Below are 24,590 nucleotides of genomic sequence, written 5' to 3' on the forward strand. Positions count from 1 at the left end.
CTGTTGTGCTGGAAGTTGCCCTGGCAGATGTGGTAGTTTCCCTGTTATTGGCCGACATCGAGCGAAAACGCCCCTTGTTACTACAGCAGGGGATTGACGTTCAGATTACCAGGTGCAAGATCTGAGTATGGTCAGTTAAGTCTATGAAATTGTTTAAGCGAATCAAGCGGCAGCCGTTCCTGAGATCGTCAAAGCGGCTGCTACAGCTCGTCAGTGGAGTTGGAGTTTGCCTGCTGGTGGCGACGGCCTGGTCGTCGTGGTTTGCCCCGGCTACGGCCCAGGTTACAACCTACGAAGTCAAGTCAGTACCCGGCAATGTGATCTGGGGTGAGCTGTTTAAGCCCGACAGCGCGCCAATTTTGACGGTTAAGTCGGGCGATCGCATCCGCATGGAGACCGTCTCCCACGAAGGCATTTTGGCCGACCAGGGCGACACCGTAGAGTTTTTGACCGGCGGCGGCATCAAGGCAGACGAGATTCTGCCCGACCAGCTCACCATCAAGGGCACCGTACCCAAATCTGGCCCTGGCCCCCACGTAATTACCGGGCCTATCTACGTCGAAGGGGCAGAACCGGGCGACGTACTGGAGATCAAAACCATCGACATCGAGTACCGGGCACCCTACGGCGTGATCTCAAACCGCCACGGTCGCGGTGCCCTACCAGGCGAATACCCCGAAAACGAAGCGCCGATCTACACCAAAATCATTCCCATCGACGCTGAGCGAGAAATTGGTATCTTTAAGCCCTCCAATGGGCTACCCGATCTCGAAATTCCCCTCAAACCGTTTATGGGTCTGATGGGCGTGGTGCCTGCGGCGGTAGAAGACGCGGCCAACTCGGTACCGCCGGGGCTGTACGGCGGCAACGTAGACATTAAGCACCTGGGCCGGGGCAGCAGTCTGTACCTACCGGTGCAGGTGCCCGGAGCGCTGTTTTACTCCGGCGACCCGCACTGCGCCCAAGGCAATGGCGAAGTGGCGTTGACCGCGATCGAATGCTCACTGCTGCCCACCTTCGAACTGGTGTTGCACAAAGACATGGAGCTACCCGCACCCATGGGTGAAACCGCCGATGCCTGGATTGCCGTTGGTCTCGATGTTGACCTCAACGAAGCGATGAAGAAGTCGGTGCGCGAATACCTGCGAATTATGAACGACAAGTACGGCCTGACTAAGGCCGACGCGCTGCTCTACGGCAGTGCCGATATTGACTTCGAAGTGTCTCAGGTGGTGGATATTGTCAAAGGCATCCACGGGGTAATTCCCAAAGATCGCTTCACGGCTCTGGAGAAGTAGGGACGTAGCATGCTACGCCCCTACAGGATTCCTGATCACGAACTGGGGTTTACCAAATCGGATTGCGTATAAAGCAAGCAACCCCTGGATTAGAAAAGAACCCCAGATTCTCTAAGCATCTGGGGTTCTTCAGTTTTTAACGCGTCTAATTAAGCAGCGTCAGCAGGTAAATCAGGGTAAATAGCACAATCCACACTACGTCCACAAAGTGCCAGTAGATCTCGGCCATTTCCGGGCCGGTGTGGGTGATGTCGCTGTAGTGGTTGGCGCGGCGCGATCGCCACAGCACCCCCAAAATCAGCAACAGCCCAATAAACACGTGCGCCCCGTGGAAGCCCGTCGTCAGATAAAAGCAGTTGCTAAACAGGTTTGTTTTCAAACCGTAGCCCAGGTTCATATACTCATACACCTGACCAGCCAAAAACACTGCGCCCATAGCGGCGGTGATGCCAAACCACTTGCGCATGCCCGCCAGGTCGTTTTTCTTAATCGCCTTGGTGCCCAGGTTAATTACCCAGCTGCTCGACACCAGAATCAGGGTGTTCACCGCCGGTAGCAGCAGTTCCACCTCGGTCTCTTCGGGCGGCCACTGCACATGGCTGCCGCGAAAGACCAAAAATACGGCAAAAAAGCCCGCGAACATCAAAAATTCTGAGGCCAAAAAGGTAATCAGGCCAAGCACCCGCAAATCCTGGTGCTCTTCGTGGGCCGCCACCTCATGGCCGTTAGCCACGGCAGCATTCGAGTCAATTGAGCCTTGCATAGGGTCTTGGGGGGTAAAGGGTAGAGAGGGGTGAGTGGAGAAGGTGAGAAGATCAGAGCGAGGGGATCACCGAGAGTATATTGCTCCCGGTGAATCCGCCGTATCACACCCGCGTTGCCTCAGTGGGTTCTCCCGCCGGGCCGACCTGATCGGCTTTATCCATGCCGTACTCGTAGGGGCCGTGGGTCAACACCGGCAGCACCTCCCAGTTTTCGATGATGGGTGGCGAATCGGTCGTCCACTCCATGGTCAAGGCATTCCAGGGGTTGGGGCCAGCCTTAGCGCCCGCCATCCAGCTCCAAATCACGTTGATGTAGAACGGAATTACCGACACCGCCAAAATGTAGGCACCGACTGTAACGAGCTGGTTTAGGTGGGCAAACTGCGGGTCATACATGGCCACCCGGCGGGGCATCCCCTGCATACCAAGATTGTGCATGGGGGTGAAGGTGAGAATGGTGCCAATAAAGGTCAGCACAAAATGCACCTTGCCCAGGCCCTCGTTGAGCATGCGCCCGGTAATTTTAGGGAACCAGTGGTACACCCCTGAGTAAATGCCAAACACCGACCCGCCAAACAGCACGTAGTGGAAGTGGCCTACTACGTAGTAGGTATCGTGCACGTGGATGTCGAAGGGCGCAGCCCCCAGGGTAACGCCGCTGAGACCGCCAAATACAAACATCGACAGCAGCCCCACCGCAAACAGCATGGCGGTGGTATAGCGAATTTTGCCGCCCCACAGCGTCGCCACCCAGCTAAAGATCTTGACCCCCGTGGGCACGGCCACAATCAGCGTTGAAATGGTGAAGAAAATTCGCATCCAGGGAGCGGTGCCGCTGGTAAACATATGGTGCACCCACACGAACAGGCCCACCAGACAGATGGTTAGCGACGAGTAGGCGATCGCCTTGTAGCCAAAAATTGGCTTGCGGGCGTGTACGGGTATCACCTCCGACATAATGCCGAAAATCGGCAAAATCATCAGATACACAGCCGGGTGCGAGTAAAACCAGAACAGGTGCTGGTAAACCACCACGTTACCGCCCGCGTCGGGCTTAAAGAACGAGGTGCCAAAGTTTATGTCAAAGGTCAGCAGAATCAGCGCCGCCGCCAGCACCGGCGTCGCAAACAGGGCCAGAATCGACGTTGCCACCATGGCCCAGCAAAACAGCGGCATCTGATCCCAGGCCATGCTGGGCACCCGCATCTTCCAGATGGTGACCAAAAAGTTCACCGATCCCAGAATGGAGGAAGTACCCACCATAATCAGGGCTACGCACCACAGAGTCTGGGGCAGGTTGGCGGTAATTTCGCTCAGGGGCGGGTACGAAGTCCAGCCCGACTGGGCACCACCGCCCAGGAAAAAGCTGGCGGCCAGTACCGCACCCGCAGGTGGGTTAAGCCAAAAAGCCAGGGCATTGAGCTTAGGGAAAGCCATGTCCCGCGCCCCAATCATCAGCGGAATCAGAAAGTTGCCAAACCCCCCAATCGCCGCTGGCACAATCCATAGAAAGATCATGATTGTGCCGTGGTTGGTCAAAAAGGCGTTGTACAGCTCGGGACTGAGAAAGTCAGAGTCGGGGGTAGCTAGCTCGGTGCGCATCAGCACCGCCATAAAGCCCCCCACCAAATAGAACAAAAACGACGTTACCAGGTACTGAATACCGATGACCTTGTGGTCAACGTTGAAGGTGAAGTAGTCGTACCATTTCCACTTGTCAGGGTGGCCGTGGCCGCCTTGAGCCTCAGTGGGTTTGATGGAAACTTCTGCTTGAGCCATAAATTGGGTTTTGCTAAAGGGCTATAAAACTGTGGCGAACCCAGAGGGAATTGGTCGAAGGGACAATAGCCAGAACGGCTAGCCAAAGCGGAGTTAGGGGTTTTGAGCAGCCCCGTGGTCCATCTGAGTGTGGTCCATCTGGGCAATTTGTACCGGGGATTGAGCCAAATCTGGAGCGATGGCCGTAGGCCGGTCTTTGACCATTGCGGCCAGATACTCGGCATCAGAAGGGTTCTCCAGAGGCTGAGCCACCGTTGTCGTCGACGTCGCCTCGGCCACCCGACTGGCCACCCAATCGGCATAGTCTTCGGGGGAGTGCACAATCACCTGGGTCCGCATGGCACCGTGGTAAGACCCACACAGTTCGGCACAGACTACCGGATAGGTGCCCTCGCGAGTTGCTACAAAGCGTAGTTCACCGGGTTCACCGGGTAGGGCGTCCTGCTTGAGGCGAAACTGCGGCACCCAAAAGGAGTGGATTACGTCCTGGGCCTCGATCTTGAGCTGCACGTCTTTGCCCACGGGAATGTGCAGTTCTCCATCGGTGATGCCAGTATCGGGGTATCGAAAAATCCAGGCGAACTGCATGCCGGTGACATTTACCGTCACATCGGGCTGGTTGGGCTGCAGCAGCGGGCTGGCTCCAAAGCCGTATACCTGACTTTTGGAGTAGACATCGGCGTCGGCATTCTCACCTGGACCCATTTGAGCCAACAGCGGAGCCACATCGATCACCGACTGCTGCGGGGCCATAGCTACCATCGCGCCGTGGCCGTGGTGCCCACCAGGCGAAAAGCCGCCCATTTCTTGAAACACCACCACGCTGTACAGCCCCAAGCCCACGACAATAATGCTGGGAATAGCGGTCCAGAAGGCTTCTAGGGGTAGGTTGCCCTCGATCGGTGGGCCGTCGGTGTCGTCCCCCTTGCGGCGGCGAAAGCGAATCATTGAGTAAACGATCGCCCCCTGTACCACAATAAACAGGGCAGTACCGATAGTGACCATCACGCCAAATAGGTCGTCTACCAGGGGTGCCTGTTCTGAGGCCTGCACCGGCAGCAGATTGTGATTTTGCCCCACCCATAGACTTATCAGGGTGACTGCGATACCGAGAACCAGCGTCCAAAAGGGGGCGGGAATTTGTTTCATGGCTACTCTCCTGCGGAGATGTTGCGAAAGATGCAGAACCTATTCAATGTTGAGGACATGCACCTAGAACTTGCGAATTAACTGTCAGGGCCAAAAAATCATCAGCCATGTCTCTCTGCATGCTAAAGGGCAGACCTGGCCGGGCTTGAGAAACTTTTGATTTGCTTCAACTCTGTTAGCCATCCACAGCTTTTTCACAAAGTTTTGTAACCTGGTTTTTGTAACCTGGCAAGTTATCAAGAAATCAGGACTTTGATAACAAATCAATCGTTTTTGCGGCCGTAGGCTGGATCCTGCCAAAATTAAAGGATATTGACCGTCAAGCTGCTATCTGGTGGTTGATTTTTTCTAACCCCTGTCTAGTTTAGACATTTCAGTTCAGAGGTGGCAGCTCGCAGGCGGTCTAGCTCCAGAAACCATTGGCTAAATTTGCTGCCTAGGGAGCATCGGCAAGCCGTGAGCACCACCGGGTATAGAGTTACTTTTTCTTGCGAGCTGGGGTGGGCACTGGGGGGTGGGCATGCTAAGCAAAATACTTGGTCGGTAGAACTAGTTGCCGCTGAGGAGTTTTCGTACCCTGGGAGAAACTGCACCATGGAATTTTCGATGGCCCCGAGCCAGCCCGACGTTCGCAAAGAAGCCCTCGTGGCGCTGACGGCCCAGTTTGTCAGACAAGGGCATCCGCCTGCCTACGCCCAGCACATGGCTACCGCCTCCATCTTTCAAGCCGACCTCGAGCTGCGCAATGCCCAGTTTAGCCGCCTGGTTGCCTGGCTGAAAGAGTCCCATGCCGATATCTATCCTGAGGCGATCGCAATTGCAGAGTCGGTGCGGCAGGAGTTTGAGAAGCGCGTTACGGGTCAGTTTTAAGCCCGCTGGTTCAGCTTCGGTTCAGCCTTGCAGTTCAGCCTCTGCTCTTGCCCTCACGCTCGGTTGTCTATGCCCCCACTTCCCCACCACGTCGCTAACTGGCTGAGCAGCGGCGAAGAATTTTTAGCCCAGGGCAACTACGTCCAGGCCTTAGCAGCCTTCGAGCACGCTCTGGGCCTGGCCCAGCACAGCTGCCATCCTAAGGCCCAGGTGTTGGCCCTGCAGCGGCTGGGATACGCGCATCTGGAGCAGGGGCAACCTTCGCTGTCAGTAGCGTCAATTCAGCAGGCGATCGCCATTGCCCTAGAGCAGCAGAACCTCAACGATCTCTACGAGTGCCACCGCCAGCTAGCTCAAACCTACAAATCGATGGGCTTTTTTGAGCTGGCTCTCCAACATCTGGAAGCTGCTGAGGTCCTCCGGGGCAGCCTAGACTGGCCCAGCACACCCGCTGGTTCAACCGCTATCGATGCAGGCGTTTTAGCGGCAGAGGTTTTTCAGCGCTACCCACGTCTAGGTGAGCAGGGCCGTGATGCCGTGACGCTGCTGTTTCAGTCAATTGTGGAGCAGGCCAACGTAGGGGTAGCCATTTTTCAAGACGAGCGGTTGGTCTACGGCAACCCGCGCCTGATGCAGTGGGTCGGCTACAGTAGCCAAGACCTTGAAACGCTGACGCTTGCCGATTTGGTGGCCCCAGGGCCAGAACTCGACTTAACAACCCTGGGGGCCGTCGCCGCTGGCCCTGGGGAGGGGCAGCTGTTGAGCAAAACTGGCCACAGCATGGCTGTCGAAATCTATGCTACCGCCGTAGATATCAGCGATCGCCGAGCCCTGGTCACCTTCCTGCACGACATCACTGCCGCCCAGCGGATGGCCGACCAGCTCAAGGCCTCAGAATCTCGCTACCGCAGCCTAATTGACCACGTACCAATCGGCCTGTGTCGCTTCAGCGTTGAGGGACAACCCCTCGACGGCAACCCAGCGCTGCTGAGTATCTTTGGCTTCGATGCGATCGCCGATCTTTTGCAGGCTAGCCCCATTCAACCCAGCAGCCCGGTGATTGATCAGGCCCAGCCCATGCTCTGGCGCGACTACCTGAGGCAGGCGGGCACCCTAAAGGATTGCGAGCTGAATTTATCGCGATCGGATGGGCGCAACCTGTGGGTACGGGTGGTGGCCAGGGCGATCGCCGATGCCTCCGGCACCATTCAGTACTACGAAGGAGCGGTCGAAGACATCACCGAAATCAAAGCCGCCCAAATCGCCCTACAGGAGTTAGCGATGCGCGATTCACTCACCCACATCTACAACCGCCGCCACTTCATTGAGTTAGCCAGCCAAGAACTGGCCCGATCGGCCCGCTTCAATCGCCCGGTCACCCTGCTCATGATCGATATCGACCATTTCAAAACTATCAACGACACCTATGGTCACCTGGTCGGCGATACCGTGCTGCGCGACATTGCCCTGCGGATCAAGACTAACCTGCGCCAGAGCGATATTTTGGCCCGCTACGGCGGCGAAGAATTTATTTTGATGATGCCTGAAACCGATCAAACCCAGGCCTTGAGCGGGGCCGAACGGCTGCGACAGATGATTGCTACCACGCCCTTTGACAGCGGCAGCGACCCACTCTCGGTTACCGCCAGCATAGGGCTGTCGTGCTGGCCCGCCAACCCAGACGCCAATGCGCCGCTGCCCCACATCAATGATCTGATTAGCAAAGCAGACCTGGCTCTCTACCGCGCCAAGCACTCAGGCCGCAACCAAACCCAAGCCGAAGCCTGGTTCTACAGCGTTAGCCGAAGCACCAAAACGTAGCATTGGCCAGCCGTAGCAAGCGTTGCCCAAACTGGGTCGTTTGCTTGCCTGGTACAGCCGTCGCCATAGAGGGAGGGCGTTTTCGGCGTTTTCATCGGCACCTACAGGCGATAGCTATACGCCAGTTCGCCGTCCCGGTTTGGGCGACAGGCGGTAGAACTGTCCTCATCGAACTGGCCGGCGCTATGGCGTCTTAGTATTCAGCTAGTCAACGGCATAAAAACGCCCCTCAGCAGCGGACCATTCTGTGTCCGCTGCTGAGGGGCATAGCGTTAGCCATAGCCCGCTAGCTGGCGATGTAGCCGTGCATGGTGGCCTTGCGACGACGCAGGTGCTTGAGGGCCTGCTGTTCAAGCTGACGCACCCGTTCTCGACTGATATTCATGCGGTTGCCCACCTTGGCCAGCGACAGCTCGTTGCCGTCTTCTAGACCGTAGCGAAGGGTAATCACTTCTTTTTGCTGAGGGGTAAGCTCAGAGAGCAGGTTGCGAATATCCTGCTTAAGTGATTCCTGAGCTGTGAAGGTTTCGGGCGAAATGCCGTCGTCTTCAAGCAGCTCTTGCAGCTCGGTATCCTGGTTGTCGCCAATGCGCACATCCAGGGAAATAGGCTGCCGCGCCAGCACCAAAAACTCGCGAATTTGCTTCGGCTCTAGCTCCAGCGCTTCACCAATTTCATTGGCATTAGGGCTGCGGCCCAGCTGCTGAGACAGCTCGCGCTGCACTCGCTTGATCTTGTTGAGCTTTTCGGTGATATGAATGGGCAGGCGAATGGTGCGCGCCTGCTGGGCGATCGCGCGGGTAATCGCCTGGCGAATCCACCAGTAGGCGTAGGTCGAGAACTTGTAGCCCTTGGTGGGGTCAAACTTCTCAACGCCGCGCTCAAGCCCCAGGGTGCCTTCCTGAATCAGATCCAGAAACTCCAGGTTGCGCTTCTGGTACTTTTTGGCGATCGCAACGACCAGGCGCAGGTTGGCCTCGATCATTTTGCGCTTGGCCCGCTCGCCCTGGCGCACGGTTTGCTTGAGCTGCTCTTCGCTCAGCCCACCCGCCTCAGCCCACTCAGCCTGGCTGGGTTCGTGGCCTAGAGATTCAGTCAAGCTTTCCTTCTGCTCTAGCAGCGCCATGTACGACTGCACCTGCTTACCAAAGATAATTTCTTCTTCGTGGGTCAGCAGGGGCACCCGACCAATCTCATGGAGGTAGGTTCTTACAGCGTCGGCACTGTAGAGGGGCTTGCTTTTTAATGTGCGAGTCTTTGTTTTAGCCATGAATTAACCTTTCCTCCACTGACAATGCGAATACGCCGAAACCCAAAACCCAGAAACCTGAAATTCAAAAAATTGAAGCACTGATGACCCAGCAGAACTCGTTTTCGATCCCTAAAAAAACCTAAAAATGCCTGACTCTGCAGAACTGCGCTAATCTGTTAACTGCCGATGACACCGAGCCTGGTACGCTGCGTCTTCATTCGCGCCCAACTCGTCTAAAACTAGCGTCCTATAATTTCCTGAGCTGACCCTGAAAGATCAGGATTAAATTAATCACTTGCAACGCATTTCTATTGAAATGAGGCGAAACGAGGTGACAGGCGGGACCATGGCTTTGAAAGTACCAGCGTTGGGGTCGCCAGCCTGAACCACGGACAGAACATTCTGAGTGGAGCGCTGAGGTCAACCCCTAGGCTCAAACTCGAAGGCATTATGAGTTTACTCCTTCAGAATATAACAACTTTCTAGTTGCGTAAAGTGTTACAAGTTGTAGTTGCCTGTTTGACGGCTAGGGGCACGGCTTTGTTTCCATGGTTTAGAGTAACTAGCTCCTACGCAGTGGTCTGCATCAGATGTGTCAGTTCTAGGATCAGCAGACGCTAGCTGGCATACCGGGCAAAACATTTATCTCTATATAGATAGTGACGGATCTAACTCCTTCGCTCTATGGGGCTTCCCCCCTGGGAAAACCGAACCACGCTGACTGAAATGGCAATCACACCCCCTGGGCAGCTCAGCCTGGGCAGCTTAGCTAAAATCCCTCACCATTGAGATTACCTAGACTATGTAACAGCGGTGTGTCGACGGTATGGCAACCCTATGGCAGGGCAACAACATACTACAAACCCCTGTGGGCCTGGCCTGTGGGCGACAGCAAATTTTACGAAGGGCTTAGGCATGTCAGCAGTTCTCGCTACAATGCTTGTCCCACCAGCGTTGTCACGCCCGACCTAAAAAGCAGGCGAGGGCTGCAGCTACTAATTTTTGGGCCATCAGCAGTTAATCGATGGCAGCCCCTGGGTATCGCGCCAAACCCCAGCTCAAAACTTGTTCTACAACCTGCCCCAAATTCACCCGAAATTTGCTCAAACCCGGTAGACTCAGTGAGATTATTTTTTCATTCATAGGCATAAGCACCCATGAACTACGGGCTAAACCACCGTCTGCTGACCACGAGACCCGCTCCTATCGGCATTTTTGACAGTGGAGTAGGTGGCCTGACGGTGCTGCGCGAAATCTATCGTCAGCTCCCCAACGAGTCGGTGCTGTACTTTGGCGATACGGCGCGGCTGCCCTACGGGTCGCGATCGCCCGAAGAAATTCTCTACTTTACCCGCCAGATCTTGACCTGGATGGCCGAGCAGGGCGTCAAGATGGTGATGATGGCCTGCAGCACCAGTTCGGCTCTGGCCCTCGACCAGGTGCAGAATGAGTTTCCGTTTCCGGTGCTGGGGCTTGTACGTCCGGGAGCTCAGGCCGCCGCCCTTAGAGGCAAACGCATTGGGGTGATTGCGACCCAGGCCACCGTTAACAGCCAGGCCTACACCCACGCCATTCTAGAAATCTCACCGACCTGCCAGGTGTGGGAGGTGGGCTGCCCCAAGTTTGTGCCCATTGTTGAGCAAAACCAAATCAACACGCCCCACGCCCAGCAGGTTGCAGCAACCTACCTGCGATCGCTAATGGCGGCTAACATTGACACTCTGGTGTACGGCTGCACCCACTATCCCCACCTGGCTCCGGTGCTGACGTCAATTTTGCCCAACACTATGCAATACGTTGACCCAGCTGTTTCAATGGTGGCGGCCGCCGTTCAAGAACTCGATGCCCTCGGTCTGCGCAGCAGTGTTCCTGCCTGGTCTACAGAATTTTACGTCAGCGGGTCAGCCGCCGACTTCAAGCGACTGGCCGTACAGTGGCTTGGTCATCAGCCCAAAGTCAGTCAAATTCGCCTACCCGAGCTAGCCGTTCAGCCCCAGGGCTAAACGACCCTGGCCCTTTAGCCTTCGGTGCGGCGCGAGCTGCTGGCTCGCTTAGCCAGCAGCAGCGCTCCATAGACCACCAGTAGATAAGCGATCGCCAGCAGAGGAATAACCCATAGGGAGGAAGCGTAAGTCATGGTCAGCAGAGGTAGTAAATAAGCAATAAAGCCCGACAACTCGGGTGGACAAGCTAGGTTTAGTAGCAGCCAAAAGGATGCACAAACTCACCCCTTCTTTGGGGAAGGAATTTTGCCCGACGACTATTGGGGGTGAGATCACACACCCTTAAACCGTATAAAAACGACCTGACGCTTAGAAAACAGGTGGAAAAACCGCCCAGCGCCGAGACCAACTCAAAGGAGTAAACAAGCAATAACCGGGCCTTAGCAGCCGTTCAGAACTTGCTTGTTATCTTGAGAAATTCTTAATTTAAGTCTATCACGGGATTCTCTAGCCGAGAGGCTGATTCTGAGCCTGAAGCGGTATAAATTTTGGCAGTGGCCAAAATTAACTATGTCCATTTCACGCCTTGCTGCGATCGCAGGGCCAACCGCCACAGTGCTGTTGTTACAAAGGTTTTGGCCTTAGAGCAAAACCGCCGCCACAGCTGGGTTTGAGGTCCATGGCCCGAGAAAAGCTCCGGCTTTTACCAATACTCCCTCCGGGGTTGCCTTAGAATGACGATAGAATATGTAAAAATTCGTAACTTTACCGCTCTTGCCGGGGTCCATGACTTCAGTAACTTCTCTTTTCGCGCCAGTTGAGTCCGACCTTGACCAAATGACCCAAAACCTAAAGGGGTTAGTTGGTACCAGGCATCCCATTCTGTCAGCAGCGGCAGAACATCTATTTGGGGCTGGAGGCAAGCGGTTGCGCCCGGCCATTGTGCTGCTGTTGTCTAAGGCCACCCTGCCGGGGCAAGACATTACGGCTAAGCACCGCCGCCTAGCCGAAATTACCGAAATGATTCATACCGCCAGCCTGGTGCACGACGACGTTGTTGACGAGGCCAGTTTGCGGCGAGGAGTGCCTACCGTACACAGCAGTTTTGGCAATCGCATTGCCGTGCTGGCCGGAGACTTTTTATTCGCTCAGTCTTCGTGGTACCTGGCCAACCTCGACAACCTGCGGGTGGTCAAGCTGCTCTCCCAGGTGATTATGGATCTGGCGGAGGGCGAAATTCAGCAGGGGCTGAACCGCTTTGACACCAGCCTCTCCATCGATGCGTACTTAGACAAAAGCTATTTTAAAACCGCCTCACTGATGGCCAATAGCGCCAAGGCGGCTGGGGTGCTCAGCGAGATGCCCGAAACGACCATTGAACAGCTCTACGACTACGGCCGTCACTTGGGCCTAGCCTTTCAGGTAGTCGATGACATTCTCGACTTCACCAGCTCTGACGAGGTACTGGGCAAGCCCGCCTGCTCTGACCTCAAGAGCGGCAACCTCACAGCCCCGGTGCTCTACGCCATGGTAGAGCATCCCTTTCTGACGACCCTGATCGAGCGCGAGTTTTCTGAGGCCAATGACTTTGATCAGGCGATAGAATTAGTGCACTGCAGTAGCGGCATTGGGCGATCGCGCGATCTGGCGGCCCATCACGCCCGTCAGGCCGCTACTTGTCTAGAGCACCTGCCGCCCTCCGCCGCCCGTCAGGCGCTGCAAGATTTGACCAGCTACGTGCTGCGGCGCATTTCTTAGAAAACCTGTAACTATGGGCCAGGAAATTGAGCGGAAGTTTTTGGTGATAGGCGACAGCTGGCGTGGAGTGGCCCTAGGCGAGGTAATGCGCCAGGGCTACATTCCCACCCAAGATGCCCGTACGGTAAGAGTACGGCAGACGGGCGATCGCGCCTATATCACCCTAAAAGGCCCCGCCGTTGGTCTAGTACGCCCTGAATTTGAGTACCCCATCCCAGCAGAAGACGCTCAAGTCATTCTAGAGACCCTTTGCAGCCCTCCCTTAATCGAAAAAACCCGCTACCGCCTGCCCCTAGGCGAGGTAGTTTGGGAAATAGACGAATTTTGGGGTGATAACCAGGGTTTAATCGTCGCCGAGGTAGAGCTGACCAGCCCCGATCAGGTTGTGGATCTACCCGAGTGGGTTGGAGCAGAGGTTACCTACGACCCCCGCTACCAAAACTCTAACCTGGCGCGCCATCCCTACGGCACCTGGGGTTCGCCAGGTTGAATTTCTAAATTGGAGATTCTCCAGGTTTAATACTTTCTAAGTAGAGTACTGTCGCCCTCGCCACTGGGTAGGCCGCCGCAAGGAAGAAAGGCCAATGCGCACAACGGCCACCGGGTCAGCCAGGGGCGACAGCCAAAAAGCCCAGGCTCCCGGTGCCCCTTGCAGATCGTAGGCTGAGGCGACAGCGGCCTGCATGCCAACTCGCACGGCCAGCAGGCCAAGGTTTACAGCCCACAGCAGCAGCAGCGGCAGCGAGAAGCCCTCTAGGGAACCCTGGTGCACCAGCCACAGCCCCGGCACCAGCACCCAGGGCAGCCCCTGCACCAGGGCTAAAAAAGCGAAGTCCCACCACACCTGGCTGGCAGAGGCAGCATCCTTGAGGTCGAGGGAGCGGCCCCACTCGCGCCAGGTTTCGGCCATACCGTCGTACATGCGCACCTTCAGCAAGCGACTCCCATCCCAAAAGCCGACCTTTGCGCCTTGGGCGGCGGCACAGCGGGCCAGGGTAACGTCGTCACAAAACGACGCCGAGGCAGATTGATACCCATCGAGCTGCTCTAGCAGCGATCGCCGCACCATAAAGCACTGACCGTTGGCCATCACCCGCTGGGGCGCACCGCTGGGGCTGCCGGCGGGGCCAAAACGATAGACGAGCGTCATCAACAGAGCCGGCTGCAGCCAAAATTCGCCGGGATACTTGAGAATAAATCGAGGCGCTAGCGACACCAGATCGTAGCCTTCGGTCTCCATGGCCTTTGCCAGGGCCGCCACCAAACCAGGCTGAGGCTGAGTATCGGCGTCAATGCCCAAAACCCAGGTGCTAGCGGCGGCGGTGTGGCGAAAGCCGTAGTCCAAGGCCCATGGGCGACCGACCCATCCCTGGGGCAGCGGGTCGTCTTCCAGCAGGCGCAGGCGCGGGTCATCCGCTTGATAGGCTTCGACCACTGCCTGTGTGCTATCTGTAGAGCGGCTATCGACGACTAGCACCTCACGCATCTCGTAGCTCTGGCGAGTGAGGCCCTCTAGGCAGGGCCGCAAACGGTGGGCTTCGTTGAGGGTGGGCACCACTACTGATACAGTACCGAGCTGATCAAGGGTAGAAGGTTCTGGAGCCAGGGGCGGGCGGCGAAAAGGCCCCTGTAGTAGTCGCGATAACAGAACCGCTACCATCGGCACCTGCACGACCAAGAGCCCAACGGCTATAGCACTTAACCAGGGAAACGGGGCAGCCACATCAGTGGGCAAGGGAGTACCTCAAACCAGGCAGACTAACAAGTTGTGGATTGGCTGTTTGGAGATTAGCCCTCTATCCACTGAAGGATAGGTCATCATACGTTCACAGGGGAAGCCATCGACCCGGCCGAAAAACCGAGGATCAGGGCTACTTGAGAACCACCTTGGCTGAGTTCACTGGTTCAACCACCTGGGCAGGCTGAGCGACATCAGCCAGGGCCTCCTGGGCGGTAGCGCGCCAGCACAGTACGGCAGGCAGCGCCCCGGTCAAAATACCCAGGGCAATGGGAACGTAAAAACCAGCCGCCAGGCTCATCACCAACGCAAAGCCAAAGTTGGACAGGTACACCACTAAGGGCAAGGTTAACTGGGCTTGATCAAGCTCGGGGGAGAACTTGAAGGTCTTCCACAGCCCCAGGGCTACGCCCATAAAGACAATGCCCGTTCCCAGCCAGCCAGCAAAGTTCTGATAGGGCATGCCGAAGAAAGCGCCGGGCTGGTGCCAGTACCAGAAGGGCAGCGCGGTCTGGCTCATGGCCGGGTCGAGCACAAAGTCCCAGGAGGTGAGCAGCACGGACCCCAGCAGCACCGCTGCCAGCGATCGCGCCCAGCCGTAGCGGCCAGGGCCACCACCCGCCGCCAAACCACTGCGAGCCAGCAAAAAGGACGCTAACCCCAGATAAAACCACGACAGCGGAATCGTAAACGGCACTAGCCCAGCCACTTTGTAGCCCAGCCCGTTGAGGTAGCTGTAGTTGCCGAAGGGGAAGCCGGTGCTAGTACCCAACAGCTCGCTGGTGATGGAGATACCGACGGCTGCGATCGCAAAGGTCAGCAGAGTACCCAGACCCAGGGTACGATAGGCATATAGCGCGACCGCCAGGGTGCCTAGCAAAATGTAGCCGACGCCGCCACCGGCCATGCTCCACTGAAAAAGAGTTTGCCCGGCAGGCAAGTAATCTAGGATGCCAGGGTGGGGTACCACCCACAGTAACCCTGCCAGACCAAAGACCATGGCAACGATGTGACCGTACAGGCAAAACCGCTCAATGGCTAAAAGATTTCTCATGGTAAGTCCTAGATACTGATGGTCGGGCTACTGTAGCTCAGCCCAGTTAGCCCACTGCCAATGTGCTGTTGATAACTATAGTTGCAATCGTCGCTTAAATCATAAGTTTTGTAAACGGTAAATTTGGCGGTGACTGCCCTGCCCCGGGCTTCGTAAACGAGAAAGAAGTTGCCTGCCTTACACATCAGGAAGGGCAGGTCCGCTCGTTGGAGATTCGGTGTGGAAATTGGGAAAATCGGCTAGGATGACGGCATACAGGTCAGATCTTTGAGATCCTATGGCACCGATGATGACCCCTGGCCCAACCCTGACGGTTAGGCCACTGCAGTACCGCGATTTAGACGACCTCAAGCAGTGGCAGCCAGAGGATTTAGAGGCTGGCGGCGATCGCGATGCCGCTGAGGCCATGGTGTCATGGCTAGACTTTCAGCGACGGTGGTACGGTCCGCTTAAGGTAATGAGCTGGCTGCCTCGCCCGGTTCAGCAGCAGAGCCAAACCACCTTCGTGGCCGAGCGCCAAAAAAGCCTGGTTGGGCTGATTCAGGTATCCCCCTTTAACCAAACTCGCAGCACCTGGCGGGTGGACCAGGTGGTGGTTAACCGCCGCGCCCTGGCCGACACCGCTGCCCCAGGCACCTCAGGCTATATGGATGTCGGTTCGCGGCTGCTGCGTCACTGCTTTGAAGTGGTGTGGGAAGCTAGAACCTGGATGATAGAGGTCGATGTCAGCTACAAGTCGGCCCTGGCTCTCTATCGCTTTAACGGGTTTCAGCCCCTCGCCCAAATCACCTACTGGGCTCTGCCGCCCGAGCAAATTGCCGCGCTGGCCCAGCGCGAACCCGATCTGCCCAACCTGTTGCCGATCAGCAACGCTGACGCCCAACTGCTCTACCAGCTCGATACGGCCTCTATGCCGCCCCTGGTGCGACAGGTGTTTGACCACCAAATTCAAGACTTCAAAACGGGCCTACTGAGTACCGCCACCGCTACTACCGATCGCCTCGTCAACCAGGTTGAGACGGTTAGCGCCTACGTTTTTGAGCAGCAGCGCAAGGCCGCCATTGGCCAGTTTAAGCTCGCCATCTCCCGCGACGGTAAGCAGCCCCATACCGCTGGGCTGACGGTACACCCAGCTTACACCTGGCTCTACCCCGAGCTGATGACGCAGATGGCCAAGGTCTTGCACCCTTTTCCGGCTCAGTCTCTGCGGCTGACCTCTCTGGACTACCAGCCCGAGCGCGAAGAATGCTTTACCCAAATTCAGGCTATTCCTGAGTCCCATGCGTTGCTAATGTCGCGATCGGTATGGCACAAGGTGCGCGAGGCTCGCCATCTCTCTCTGGAAGGGTTGCAGCTATCCGACGTGTTTACAGGGCTACAGCCTGCTGGCAAGCCCATTCCCGGCCGCATGACCTGGTCGGCAGAGCGCTGGCCAGTGCTGGGGTCGAACAAGCCCGAGGGCAGCACCGATACCTCTGGCTCTGAGGGCGATCGCTAAGCATTGCCGGCTCTATGGCCACAGCGCTATGACACCCGTTTCCGCTCTGGGGTTAGATATCGGTCGCAGGCGAATTGGCGTGGCGGGCTGCGACGGTACGGGCCTGATCGCTACCGGGCTCACTACCCTGCAACGGCGATCGTTTGCCGAGCTCGTCGCCGATCTTCAGCAGATTGCCTCGGCCCGACAGGCTCAGGTCCTGGTCGTGGGCCTGCCGCTAACTATGGATGGCGAAGAAGGCTTTCAGGCCCGTCAGGTGCGCAAGGTAGCTAGTGGGCTAGGGCAAGCATTGGGCTTGCCCATAGTTTATATTGACGAGCGGCTGAGTTCAGTGGAAGCTGAGCAGCTGATGCGAGCCGCAGGTCACTCTGTGGCCCACGAAAAAGCCCTGATCGATCGCAAAGCTGCCGCCATTATTCTGCAGCGCTGGCTAGACGAACGCCGCTCGTCCTAACCTCGTCGCAAACAGACGTAACAGGATGGGATATTCTGATAAAACCGTTCAGTGTTCATGCTGGGCTGCGGCCCTATTGTCCGCACCTGGTTATTCAGAAAAAGAGTGGCTTCATGGCGGATAACACCCAACCCATCGATGAGTCAGCCGTCGTTCTCACCGACGATGCCGGGCGGTTTTTGCCCTGCCAGGTGGAGCAAAGCTTTCAGCTCAATGGCCGCGAGTACCTGCTGTTGCTGCCCATCGATGCCCCGATTGAAATTTTTGTTTGGCAACAAGGTGACGACGACGACGATGTCTTGATGGATGTCGAGGACGAGGATATCGACCAAATTTTCTTGACGGCTAAGGCCGTGCTGGCTGAGCAAAACCTGATGCTACAGCGCACGGCCATTACGCTGACCGCCGCCGGAGAGCTACCCGAAGCCGAGGAGGACAATTGTCTTACCCTAGAGCTTGATGACCTCGATGAAGCCGGTAATCCCGTTACTGAAGAGTTTCAAATTTTAGCCACCTGCTTTTACGAAGACGAAGAATACACACTGTGTACCCCGCTAGATCCGCTGCTCATTTTCGCCAACCGCAACAGCAGCGGAACGCTAGAGGTGGTCACCCCTGAAGAGTTTCAGCTGATTCGCGGCAGACTAGAGGAAAAGCTGTTTGATCTATTAGAGTAGGGGCGTCTAGGATATGGACGGCGATGTGAACGTCCCCGGTGACGGTTATCAAAATTGCAGCTATGACTAAGGGTTCACGCTGGGTTCGGTGGAGTTTTCTAGGCCTGTTGCTACCCCTGGCCACAGGGGCAGCAGCCTGGCAAGGCTGGGCCTGGTGGAGTTGGGCCAACCGGCCTGTGAGCGAAAACACGGCTGAAACCACGGCTCAAATCGTGCAGATTCAAATTCCGCCGGGCACTCCGGGTCAGCAAATTGGCCAAGACCTGGAGGCGGCGGGCCTGATTCGTTCGGCTGTAGCCTGGAAGCTGTGGTCGCGCTGGCAGACTTGGCAAAATCCTGAAATTGGGTTTCAGGCGGGCACCTACGCCCTTAGCCCCATCGACTCTATGACCACTATTGCTGAAACTATCCGCAGCGGTCAGGTGGTACAAACCTCGTTTACCATTCCAGAGGGCTGGAACCGCAGACAAATGGCCGCCTATTTTCAGGAGGCTGGGTTCTTCTCAGCCGATGCCTTTCTGGCGGCTACGGAGCAAATTCCTCGCGATCGGTACCCCTGGTTGCCCGACACAATTCCGCACCTGGAGGGATTTTTGTTTCCGGATACCTACCAGCTACCGGCTGAGGGAGTCACCCCCGAAGCGGCAGTAAATGCTATGCTGCAGCGCTTTGAGGCGGTAGCGCTGCCGCTCTATCAGCAAACTACTACCGATCTATCGCTGCTGGACTGGGCTACTCTAGCCAGCATTGTCGAGAAAGAATCTGTGGTTCCCGACGAGCGAGGTGTGATTGCTGGGGTATTTACAAACCGCCTGCAGCAAAACATGCCCCTGGGAGCCGACCCTACCGTCGAGTATGGCTTGGGCATTACCCAAACCAAGGAGCAACCCCTTACCTGGACTCAGGTGGGTACACCCTCACCCTACAACACCTACATTAACCCTGGTTTGCCACCTACCCCTATTGCCAGTGCTGGCCAAGCCAGCCTGGAGGCGACTCTGAACCCGGCCAGCACTGACTATTTATATTTTGTGGCCCGCTACGACGGCACCCATGTATTTAGCCGCACCCTGGCCGAGCACGAAGCCGCTCGTGATGCCATCCGGGCCGCCATCGACAACTAACCCCTGCAAAATGGCTAGTCAGGTGTGAGGGCCGCTTAAGCACGGACTGCCGGTGGGTAGAAAAGCTGCGATCGCTCCTTTGACCTGCGCCTACAGGCCACCAATCTAGATTATGCTGGCCTTTGGGGCTTATGGTTTTGTTATGTCCTTTTCTCGCCTGCTACAACCCGACTTAGTTCTAGAGGGAAACGTGCTCAGCATTTCTCCAGATCTGTTGGCCCACCACGGTCTCAAGGGACTAATTTTGGACGTGGACGATACCCTTGTGCCCCTGCGCCAGGCCGAAACCAACCCCGATTTGGCCCGCTGGATGAACCATATCAAGGCCGAAGCCTCGGTGTGGCTGGTGAGCAACAACATTAACGCCCCTCGCATTAGCCGCATTGCAGACTTGCTAGAGGTGCCCTACCTAACTAGCGCTGGTAAACCCTCAGGCCGCAAGCTTAAGCTAGCCCTAGCGGCCATGAACCTGCCGGCCAGTCAGGTGGCGATGGTGGGCGATCGCCTGTTTACCGATGTTCTAGCGGGTAACCGGGTAGGTTTATTCACCATTTTGGTCAGCCCTATGCCCGACCTCAATCAGATTGTTCGCACCTCCCCCCTGCGCTCCCTTGAGGTGATTATTTCTCAGTACCTTGGGGTTACGCTTTAGGGGTTTGACGGGCACCTCTGCCTTTGTGAGACCCCTTTACAAACCGTAGTAAACGAGCGAGAAACTTTGCTCAGCAAAATATAAAGAAAACATTAGAGTTAATTTGATACCAAAAAAAGGCTGCGATAGTAGGTACAGATAAAGAGGGGCCAGTTTATAAAGGCTCTTAATTTAATAAGCCATTTTTGGGTGTCAGCCTTGGGGTTGGCACCCAATGTTTTTTGTAACCGGCTCCCGAGCGGAGGCGTAGCGAAGCCGCCCAGGGGGCTAGGAAACCTATCGGCACGGCATCGGCTGCACGGCGTCGAAGCTAGGGTCGCTTACGTTGCGATCGCCTGCCTGCCGCCGCCGCTTTAGGCTGGCGCTGGGGTTAATGCGATCGGCCATACCATCAGCCCTAGGGGGGTTGCTATACTGCCAGGGCTATTGTTTTGAGTAGTTAGTGATTGTCTGTGAGCTCAGTTCAAACCCTAGTTGTAAAGATTGGCACCTCTAGCCTGACCGGCGGTGGGGCGGGGCAGTTTGCCCTCTCTACGCTGGCGGCGCTGGTTGAAACCCTCTGCACCCTCCGCCAGCAGGGGCACCAAGTGGTGCTGGTGTCATCGGGAGCTGTGGGCATTGGCTGCAGGCGACTGCACCTGAGCGAGCGGCCCAAAACCCTGGCTATGAAGCAGGCTGTAGCCGCCGTGGGCCAGGGCCGCCTTATGCGTATTTATGACGACCTGTTTTCGGCCCTTAACCAACCCATCGCCCAGGTGCTGCTGACCCGTAGCGATCTGGCTCAGCGATCGCGCTACGTCAACAGCTATCGCACCTTTCGCCAGCTGTTGCAGCTAGGGGTAATTCCCATCGTCAACGAAAACGATACCGTAGCAGTTGAAGAACTCAAGTTTGGCGACAACGATACCCTTTCGGCTCTGGTCGCCAGTCTGATTGGCGCTCAGTGGCTCTTTTTGCTCACCGATGTCGATCGCCTCTATTCCGCCGACCCCCGCTCTAATCCTGGAGCCGAGCCGATTATTGCGATCGATCGCCTGGCAGACATTCAGGCCCTCAAGGCGGTAGCCGGAGGTCAGGGGTCGGCCTGGGGCACTGGCGGCATGTTGACAAAGCTAGAGGCGGCCCAAATTGCCACCACCGCTGGCGTACGCACGGTCATCACCGATGGTCGCCAGCCCCAAAACGTCGTGAAAGCCCTGGCTGGGGAGGCCGTCGGTACCCAGTTTGCGCCTCGGCCTCAGCCCAGCCCGGCCCGTAAACGCTGGATTGCTGCCGGCCTTGCCCCCGCCGGACGGCTCTACCTCGATCAGGGAGCGGCCAAGGCAATTCTAACCGGGGGTAAATCGCTGCTGGCCGCAGGCATTACCCATATCGAGGGCAACTTTGAGTCCCAGGATGCGGTAGTGATCTGCAACGCCAGCGGTGCCGACATTGCCCGAGGCATTGTCAACTACAACGCCTCAGAGCTGCAGCGCATTTTAGGACACCGATCGGAGCACATCGCTGAGATCTTGGGCTACAACGGGGCCGACACCGTGGTTCATCGCGACAATTTGGTGATTGCAACCGATACAGATAGTCTTGACAAGCCGTAGGGCCGGGCAACCCGTCAGGCTTGGAAACCTGCAAGCGGTGGGAGCTTTAGTAAGCGCCCCTGCGATCGAACAAAACCGTAATGGTTTTTACAATCACCTGTAGGTCATACAGGGGCGACCAAATATCCTGGTAGTGCAGGTCGAGGTGAACAATTTCCTCGAAGTCCTTAATGGCCGATCGCCCGCTGATTTGCCACTGCCCCGTGATACCCGGTTTGACCTCAAGTCGCCGCCAGTGATGGGGGCTATAGCGCGACACCTCGTCTTCGGTAGGGGGACGAGTGCCCACCAGGCTCATGTCGCCCTTAAGAACATTCCAAAACTGTGGAAACTCGTCGAGGCTGGTTTTGCGCAGCAGGCGGCCAACCCGAGTAATGCGAGGATCATGCTCATTTTTGAAGATCAGGCCCTGGGCCTGGTTTAAAACAGTCTGCTTGAGCAGGTCGGCGTTTTGCACCATCGAGCGAAACTTCCAGATGGTGAAGGGACGACCCTGGAGACCGTAGCGTTTTTGAGCATAAAAAATAGGGCCAGGGCTGTCTAACTTGATGGCTAACGCCACCGGTATCACGATCAAACTTAAAATAACCAGGCCCACCAGGGCACCCAAAATATCGATAGATCGCTTAATAAGGCATTTAGCAGAAGGATGAATAACGGCTACGGAAAAGTCTGGAGTAACATTTCCGGAACTGTCTGGACGGAGGGATAACATGGTAGACCCTGTTGACGGAACTCGTGTGCTGCAAGTGTTTCTGTAAATTTTATACCGGCTTATCCGTGAATACCTCAAAAAATTAAGCAACTTTGTGCTTTTTTTAACATGAGTACTGAATGGAGCTAGTCTTTCCCGCATCCTACTGGAGTTGCGAGGTACTTAGCTGTGCTGATTGCCACAGTAGCCCCAGGTATAAGTACACACGGAGGTATGTGATCACTATCAGCCCAACTAGAGTAAATCGGGCTGCGGTGGGAGACCCTTCGCAGAAGCTTTCTAGAAGAGCAGCGATCGTAAAGTTTGTGTAAAGCTTTTAACGGTTGATAACTTTGGCAGAATACCTGAGCTAAAAACTGCCCTATTTCGTGAGTCTGCGGGGAACAGATACTAAGATAAGCCTACAGCCGACCCAGAACACGCGAAAAGGATTGATTGCATGGCCGGGGCAGACACCATAGCGGAGGATTGGTTATCCCGCTTACGAGAAGATTTCCCTGAGCAACCTCAGTCTGTCTGTCAGAGCATTGTCAGTTGGCTGCTGGGCGAGTCTCCGGAGCGATTGGCCGACCTGGCGGAGGCCGACCTGGCGATCGCGCGGCAGGCGATTGAGTACCGCTATCGCATTTTGCAGCAGCGCTACTGGGGGGTCAGCCCCGATCAGGGCTATCAGCGGTTGATCAAGCGGCTCAGCAGTCTATTTCTCATTCGCAACAAGATTAAGACCTGGATCTCGCTGAGCCGCGATCGCCGCCGATCGGTGGTCGACGTGATTCAGGAGGTGATTCAGGAGATGATGCGCAGCGATCGCCACCTGGCCCAGCAGCTCAAGTGGATCGCCACCTGCACCCAAAACTCACGCCTGCGCAACCTGCTGATGCTGGCCAGCATCGAAGAGTACTGCCTGCGCCCCATTCGCAACCAGCCCCTAATTATCTATCGCTTTGTCAACTACCTGCGGCGCAGCCAGAAGGGCGGCATGACCCAGGTGCCGACCGGCGAACTGATTCGCCTAGTCTCTGATGAAATTGCCCCCGGCGACAGCGAGGATTCGCTCAGCCTGCTTGATGTAGAAGCCTGGAACCAGTACCAGGAAGAACAAACCGAGCTAGAGCAGCAGAGCATGCGGCACCAGGTTAAGACCTCGTTTGTTAACTACCTCAGCCGCAACCTTGATGACACGGCCGCCCGCTGGCTGGAGCTACACCTGAAGGGGCTGAGCCAAGACCAGATTGCTCAAAGCCTGGGTATGCCGGTGCAGCAGGTCTACCGCCTGCGCGAAAAAGTCAGCTACCATGCGGTACGCATTTTTGCCCTGCGCGAGCAGCCCGCCATGGTGCTGGGCTGGCTCAAGACCTCGCTGCAAGAACACAACTTTGGCCTCACTCCCACCCAGTGGGATCACTACTGGCAAGGCCTTTCTCCTGAAGAGCAGGCCATTTTGACGACCTATAAAGAAGGGCAACCCACTGAGGCCCTCGCCCGCCGCCTGGGGCTCAAGAATAGGCAAATTCAGGCCCAGTGGGTACAGCTTTACCTGCGCGCCCAGGAGTTACGCACTCAGGGCGAGGGGTAACTCCTGGGCCTGCGCTGTAGCGGTGGCAGGCTAAGACTGTAAATACCCGGCGGTTACGCAGTCTTCTATTACCCCCAGCACAAAGGGCCACAGTGCTGGAGCACCTGTTTCAACTGGGGCCATGCGCTGCATCACCTGGGCGCGGCAAATGCCGTGCTGCTTCCAGGTGCCGCCGCCAGTTTGCCAGTTATGCAGCAGAGGTTGAATGCGGTCTAGGGCGGCGGCAAAGCGGGCGGTAGGGGTAGCCTGAGCCTCAAACTCATCCCAGAGCTGGCGCAGGCGATCGCTTTGCGAATTGCCCCCAGCGGTGGGCAGCAGCCCAAAAATGCGATCGGCGGCCCGCTGCTCGCGATCGGCTTTATCGTGGTGGCCTGCGGTGTCGTAACAGAACGTATCGCCCGCGTCGATTTCGACCAGGTCGTGGATCAGGACCTGGTGCATGGCGTGCTGCACGTCTACCCCAGCAGGGGCGTATTCAGCCAGCACCAGCACCATCATGGCCAGGTGCCAGGAGTGCTCGGCGCTATTTTCACGGCGCGAGGCATCCATCAGCTGGGTCTGGCGCAAGACTTGCTTGAGGCGATCGATTTCGACGACAAAGGCGATTTGTTGCTGAAGCCGTTGGTTGGTCATGGAGGGGAGTGTTATAGTAGAGATGACTCGGACCCATGCGGTCACAACGCCCAAATCATGTCAGGACCGGAAGGTAGCAGCATTACGGGATGCTTGTGACAGGCGTGGACTCCGGGTCTTTTGCGTTTTGGCCGCTTGGTGCCTTCTCCCCAGGTTAGTAGGGGGATGGCGACGGGTTTCACCCATGATAGGGGCGGCATTGCCCCTGGGCACCCAGTCTCTGCTGCCGATACGCTAAAT

The 24,590-nt window shown here is 56.6% G+C and carries 21 protein-coding genes and 1 other RNA gene; 14 read left to right on the forward strand and 8 right to left on the reverse strand.

The annotated features are described in order from the left end of the window. The first annotated feature begins 143 nt into the window (after window positions 1-143). Entirely contained in the window at window positions 144-1,298 is a 1,155-nt protein-coding gene (locus IQ265_RS21120; RefSeq protein ID WP_194057261.1) for an acetamidase/formamidase family protein, read from the forward strand. 145 nt (window positions 1,299-1,443) lie between these two features. Here IQ265_RS21120 and IQ265_RS21125 read toward each other — a convergent pair whose 3' ends face one another. From IQ265_RS21125 to IQ265_RS21135, 3 genes are all read right to left on the reverse strand, one after another. Next, window positions 1,444-2,061 (reverse strand): heme-copper oxidase subunit III, encoded by a 618-nt coding sequence (locus IQ265_RS21125; RefSeq protein ID WP_194057263.1) that lies wholly within the window; start codon window positions 2,059-2,061, stop codon window positions 1,444-1,446. Window positions 2,062-2,164: 103 nt separating this feature from the next. After that, window positions 2,165-3,841, reverse strand: coding sequence for a cytochrome c oxidase subunit I (gene ctaD / locus IQ265_RS21130; RefSeq protein ID WP_194057265.1), 1,677 nt, complete (start codon window positions 3,839-3,841; stop codon window positions 2,165-2,167). A 93-nt stretch (window positions 3,842-3,934) separates the two neighbouring features. Further along, the gene (locus IQ265_RS21135) at window positions 3,935-4,990 is read right to left on the reverse strand and encodes a cytochrome c oxidase subunit II (RefSeq protein WP_194057267.1); all 1,056 of its coding nucleotides are present in this window, start codon (window positions 4,988-4,990) and stop codon (window positions 3,935-3,937) included. 594 nt (window positions 4,991-5,584) lie between these two features. On the opposite strand from IQ265_RS21135, the gene IQ265_RS21140 reads away from it, so the two are divergent. Both IQ265_RS21140 and IQ265_RS21145 read left to right on the forward strand, forming a co-directional pair. Further along, a complete protein-coding gene (locus IQ265_RS21140; protein ID WP_194057269.1) occupies window positions 5,585-5,860 on the forward strand; it encodes a hypothetical protein in 276 nt (91 codons plus the stop codon). Window positions 5,861-5,929: 69 nt separating this feature from the next. Beyond that, window positions 5,930-7,681, forward strand: coding sequence for a diguanylate cyclase (locus IQ265_RS21145; RefSeq protein WP_194057271.1), 1,752 nt, complete (start codon window positions 5,930-5,932; stop codon window positions 7,679-7,681). Between the two features lie 286 nt (window positions 7,682-7,967). Here the strand turns inward: IQ265_RS21145 and IQ265_RS21150 are convergent, their stop codons facing one another. Continuing rightward, complete coding sequence (locus tag IQ265_RS21150) at window positions 7,968-8,951, reverse strand: RNA polymerase sigma factor, RpoD/SigA family (RefSeq protein WP_194057273.1); 984 nt, start codon at window positions 8,949-8,951, stop codon at window positions 7,968-7,970. Window positions 8,952-10,090: 1,139 nt separating this feature from the next. Here IQ265_RS21150 and murI point away from each other — a divergent pair. The 3 genes from murI (at window position 10,091) to IQ265_RS21165 (ending at window position 13,124) form a co-directional block, all read left to right on the forward strand. Continuing rightward, window positions 10,091-10,936 carry a glutamate racemase gene (gene murI, locus IQ265_RS21155; protein ID WP_194057276.1) on the forward strand — a complete coding sequence of 282 codons (846 nt, stop codon included), beginning with the start codon at window positions 10,091-10,093 and terminating at the stop codon, window positions 10,934-10,936. A gap of 726 nt (window positions 10,937-11,662) precedes the next feature. After that, entirely contained in the window at window positions 11,663-12,634 is a 972-nt protein-coding gene (sds, locus tag IQ265_RS21160; RefSeq protein ID WP_194057278.1) for a solanesyl diphosphate synthase, read from the forward strand. A 13-nt stretch (window positions 12,635-12,647) separates the two neighbouring features. Further along, the gene (locus IQ265_RS21165; protein WP_194057280.1) at window positions 12,648-13,124 is read left to right on the forward strand and encodes a CYTH domain-containing protein; all 477 of its coding nucleotides are present in this window, start codon (window positions 12,648-12,650) and stop codon (window positions 13,122-13,124) included. A 36-nt stretch (window positions 13,125-13,160) separates the two neighbouring features. On the opposite strand, the gene cruG is transcribed toward IQ265_RS21165, so the two are convergent. Together cruG and cruF are read right to left on the reverse strand one after the other, a co-directional pair. Continuing rightward, window positions 13,161-14,369 carry a 2'-O-glycosyltransferase CruG gene (gene cruG, locus IQ265_RS21170; protein WP_347404995.1) on the reverse strand — a complete coding sequence of 403 codons (1,209 nt, stop codon included), beginning with the start codon at window positions 14,367-14,369 and terminating at the stop codon, window positions 13,161-13,163. 136 nt (window positions 14,370-14,505) lie between these two features. Beyond that, window positions 14,506-15,426, reverse strand: a complete 921-nt coding sequence (gene cruF / locus IQ265_RS21175; protein WP_194057283.1) for a gamma-carotene 1'-hydroxylase CruF — start codon at window positions 15,424-15,426, stop codon at window positions 14,506-14,508. A 277-nt stretch (window positions 15,427-15,703) separates the two neighbouring features. Between cruF and IQ265_RS21180 the strand changes: the two genes are divergently transcribed. The 6 genes from IQ265_RS21180 to proB all read left to right on the forward strand — a co-directional run bounded on the left by IQ265_RS21180 (window position 15,704) and on the right by proB (window position 21,426). Then, window positions 15,704-16,924 (forward strand): GNAT family N-acetyltransferase, encoded by a 1,221-nt coding sequence (locus IQ265_RS21180; RefSeq protein WP_194057285.1) that lies wholly within the window; start codon window positions 15,704-15,706, stop codon window positions 16,922-16,924. Between the two features lie 28 nt (window positions 16,925-16,952). After that, a complete protein-coding gene (gene ruvX / locus IQ265_RS21185) occupies window positions 16,953-17,378 on the forward strand; it encodes a Holliday junction resolvase RuvX (RefSeq protein ID WP_194057287.1) in 426 nt (141 codons plus the stop codon). 113 nt (window positions 17,379-17,491) lie between these two features. Next, on the forward strand, window positions 17,492-18,055 hold the full coding sequence (locus IQ265_RS21190; protein ID WP_194057288.1) for a DUF3727 domain-containing protein: 564 nt from the start codon (window positions 17,492-17,494) through the stop codon (window positions 18,053-18,055). A gap of 62 nt (window positions 18,056-18,117) precedes the next feature. Continuing rightward, window positions 18,118-19,179, forward strand: coding sequence for an endolytic transglycosylase MltG (mltG, locus tag IQ265_RS21195; protein ID WP_194057290.1), 1,062 nt, complete (start codon window positions 18,118-18,120; stop codon window positions 19,177-19,179). Between the two features lie 142 nt (window positions 19,180-19,321). Further along, window positions 19,322-19,831 carry a YqeG family HAD IIIA-type phosphatase gene (locus IQ265_RS21200; protein ID WP_194057292.1) on the forward strand — a complete coding sequence of 170 codons (510 nt, stop codon included), beginning with the start codon at window positions 19,322-19,324 and terminating at the stop codon, window positions 19,829-19,831. Between the two features lie 452 nt (window positions 19,832-20,283). Then, the gene (gene proB, locus IQ265_RS21205) at window positions 20,284-21,426 is read left to right on the forward strand and encodes a glutamate 5-kinase (RefSeq protein ID WP_347404996.1); all 1,143 of its coding nucleotides are present in this window, start codon (window positions 20,284-20,286) and stop codon (window positions 21,424-21,426) included. A 46-nt stretch (window positions 21,427-21,472) separates the two neighbouring features. On the opposite strand, the gene IQ265_RS21210 is transcribed toward proB, so the two are convergent. Next, complete coding sequence (locus IQ265_RS21210; protein ID WP_194057296.1) at window positions 21,473-22,141, reverse strand: sugar transferase; 669 nt, start codon at window positions 22,139-22,141, stop codon at window positions 21,473-21,475. Window positions 22,142-22,580: 439 nt separating this feature from the next. On the opposite strand from IQ265_RS21210, the gene IQ265_RS21215 reads away from it, so the two are divergent. Beyond that, the gene (locus IQ265_RS21215) at window positions 22,581-23,717 is read left to right on the forward strand and encodes a HetZ-related protein 2 (protein WP_194057298.1); all 1,137 of its coding nucleotides are present in this window, start codon (window positions 22,581-22,583) and stop codon (window positions 23,715-23,717) included. A 30-nt stretch (window positions 23,718-23,747) separates the two neighbouring features. Here the strand turns inward: IQ265_RS21215 and IQ265_RS21220 are convergent, their stop codons facing one another. Next, window positions 23,748-24,350 carry an HD domain-containing protein gene (locus IQ265_RS21220; RefSeq protein WP_194057299.1) on the reverse strand — a complete coding sequence of 201 codons (603 nt, stop codon included), beginning with the start codon at window positions 24,348-24,350 and terminating at the stop codon, window positions 23,748-23,750. A 24-nt stretch (window positions 24,351-24,374) separates the two neighbouring features. Between IQ265_RS21220 and ffs the strand changes: the two genes are divergently transcribed. After that, window positions 24,375-24,471: signal recognition particle sRNA small type (gene ffs, locus IQ265_RS21225), an RNA gene on the forward strand. Window positions 24,472-24,590: the final 119 nt, after the last annotated feature.

Source organism: Nodosilinea sp. LEGE 06152 (genome assembly GCF_015207525.1).
In the GTDB taxonomy this organism is placed as follows: domain Bacteria; phylum Cyanobacteriota; class Cyanobacteriia; order Phormidesmidales; family Phormidesmidaceae; genus Nodosilinea.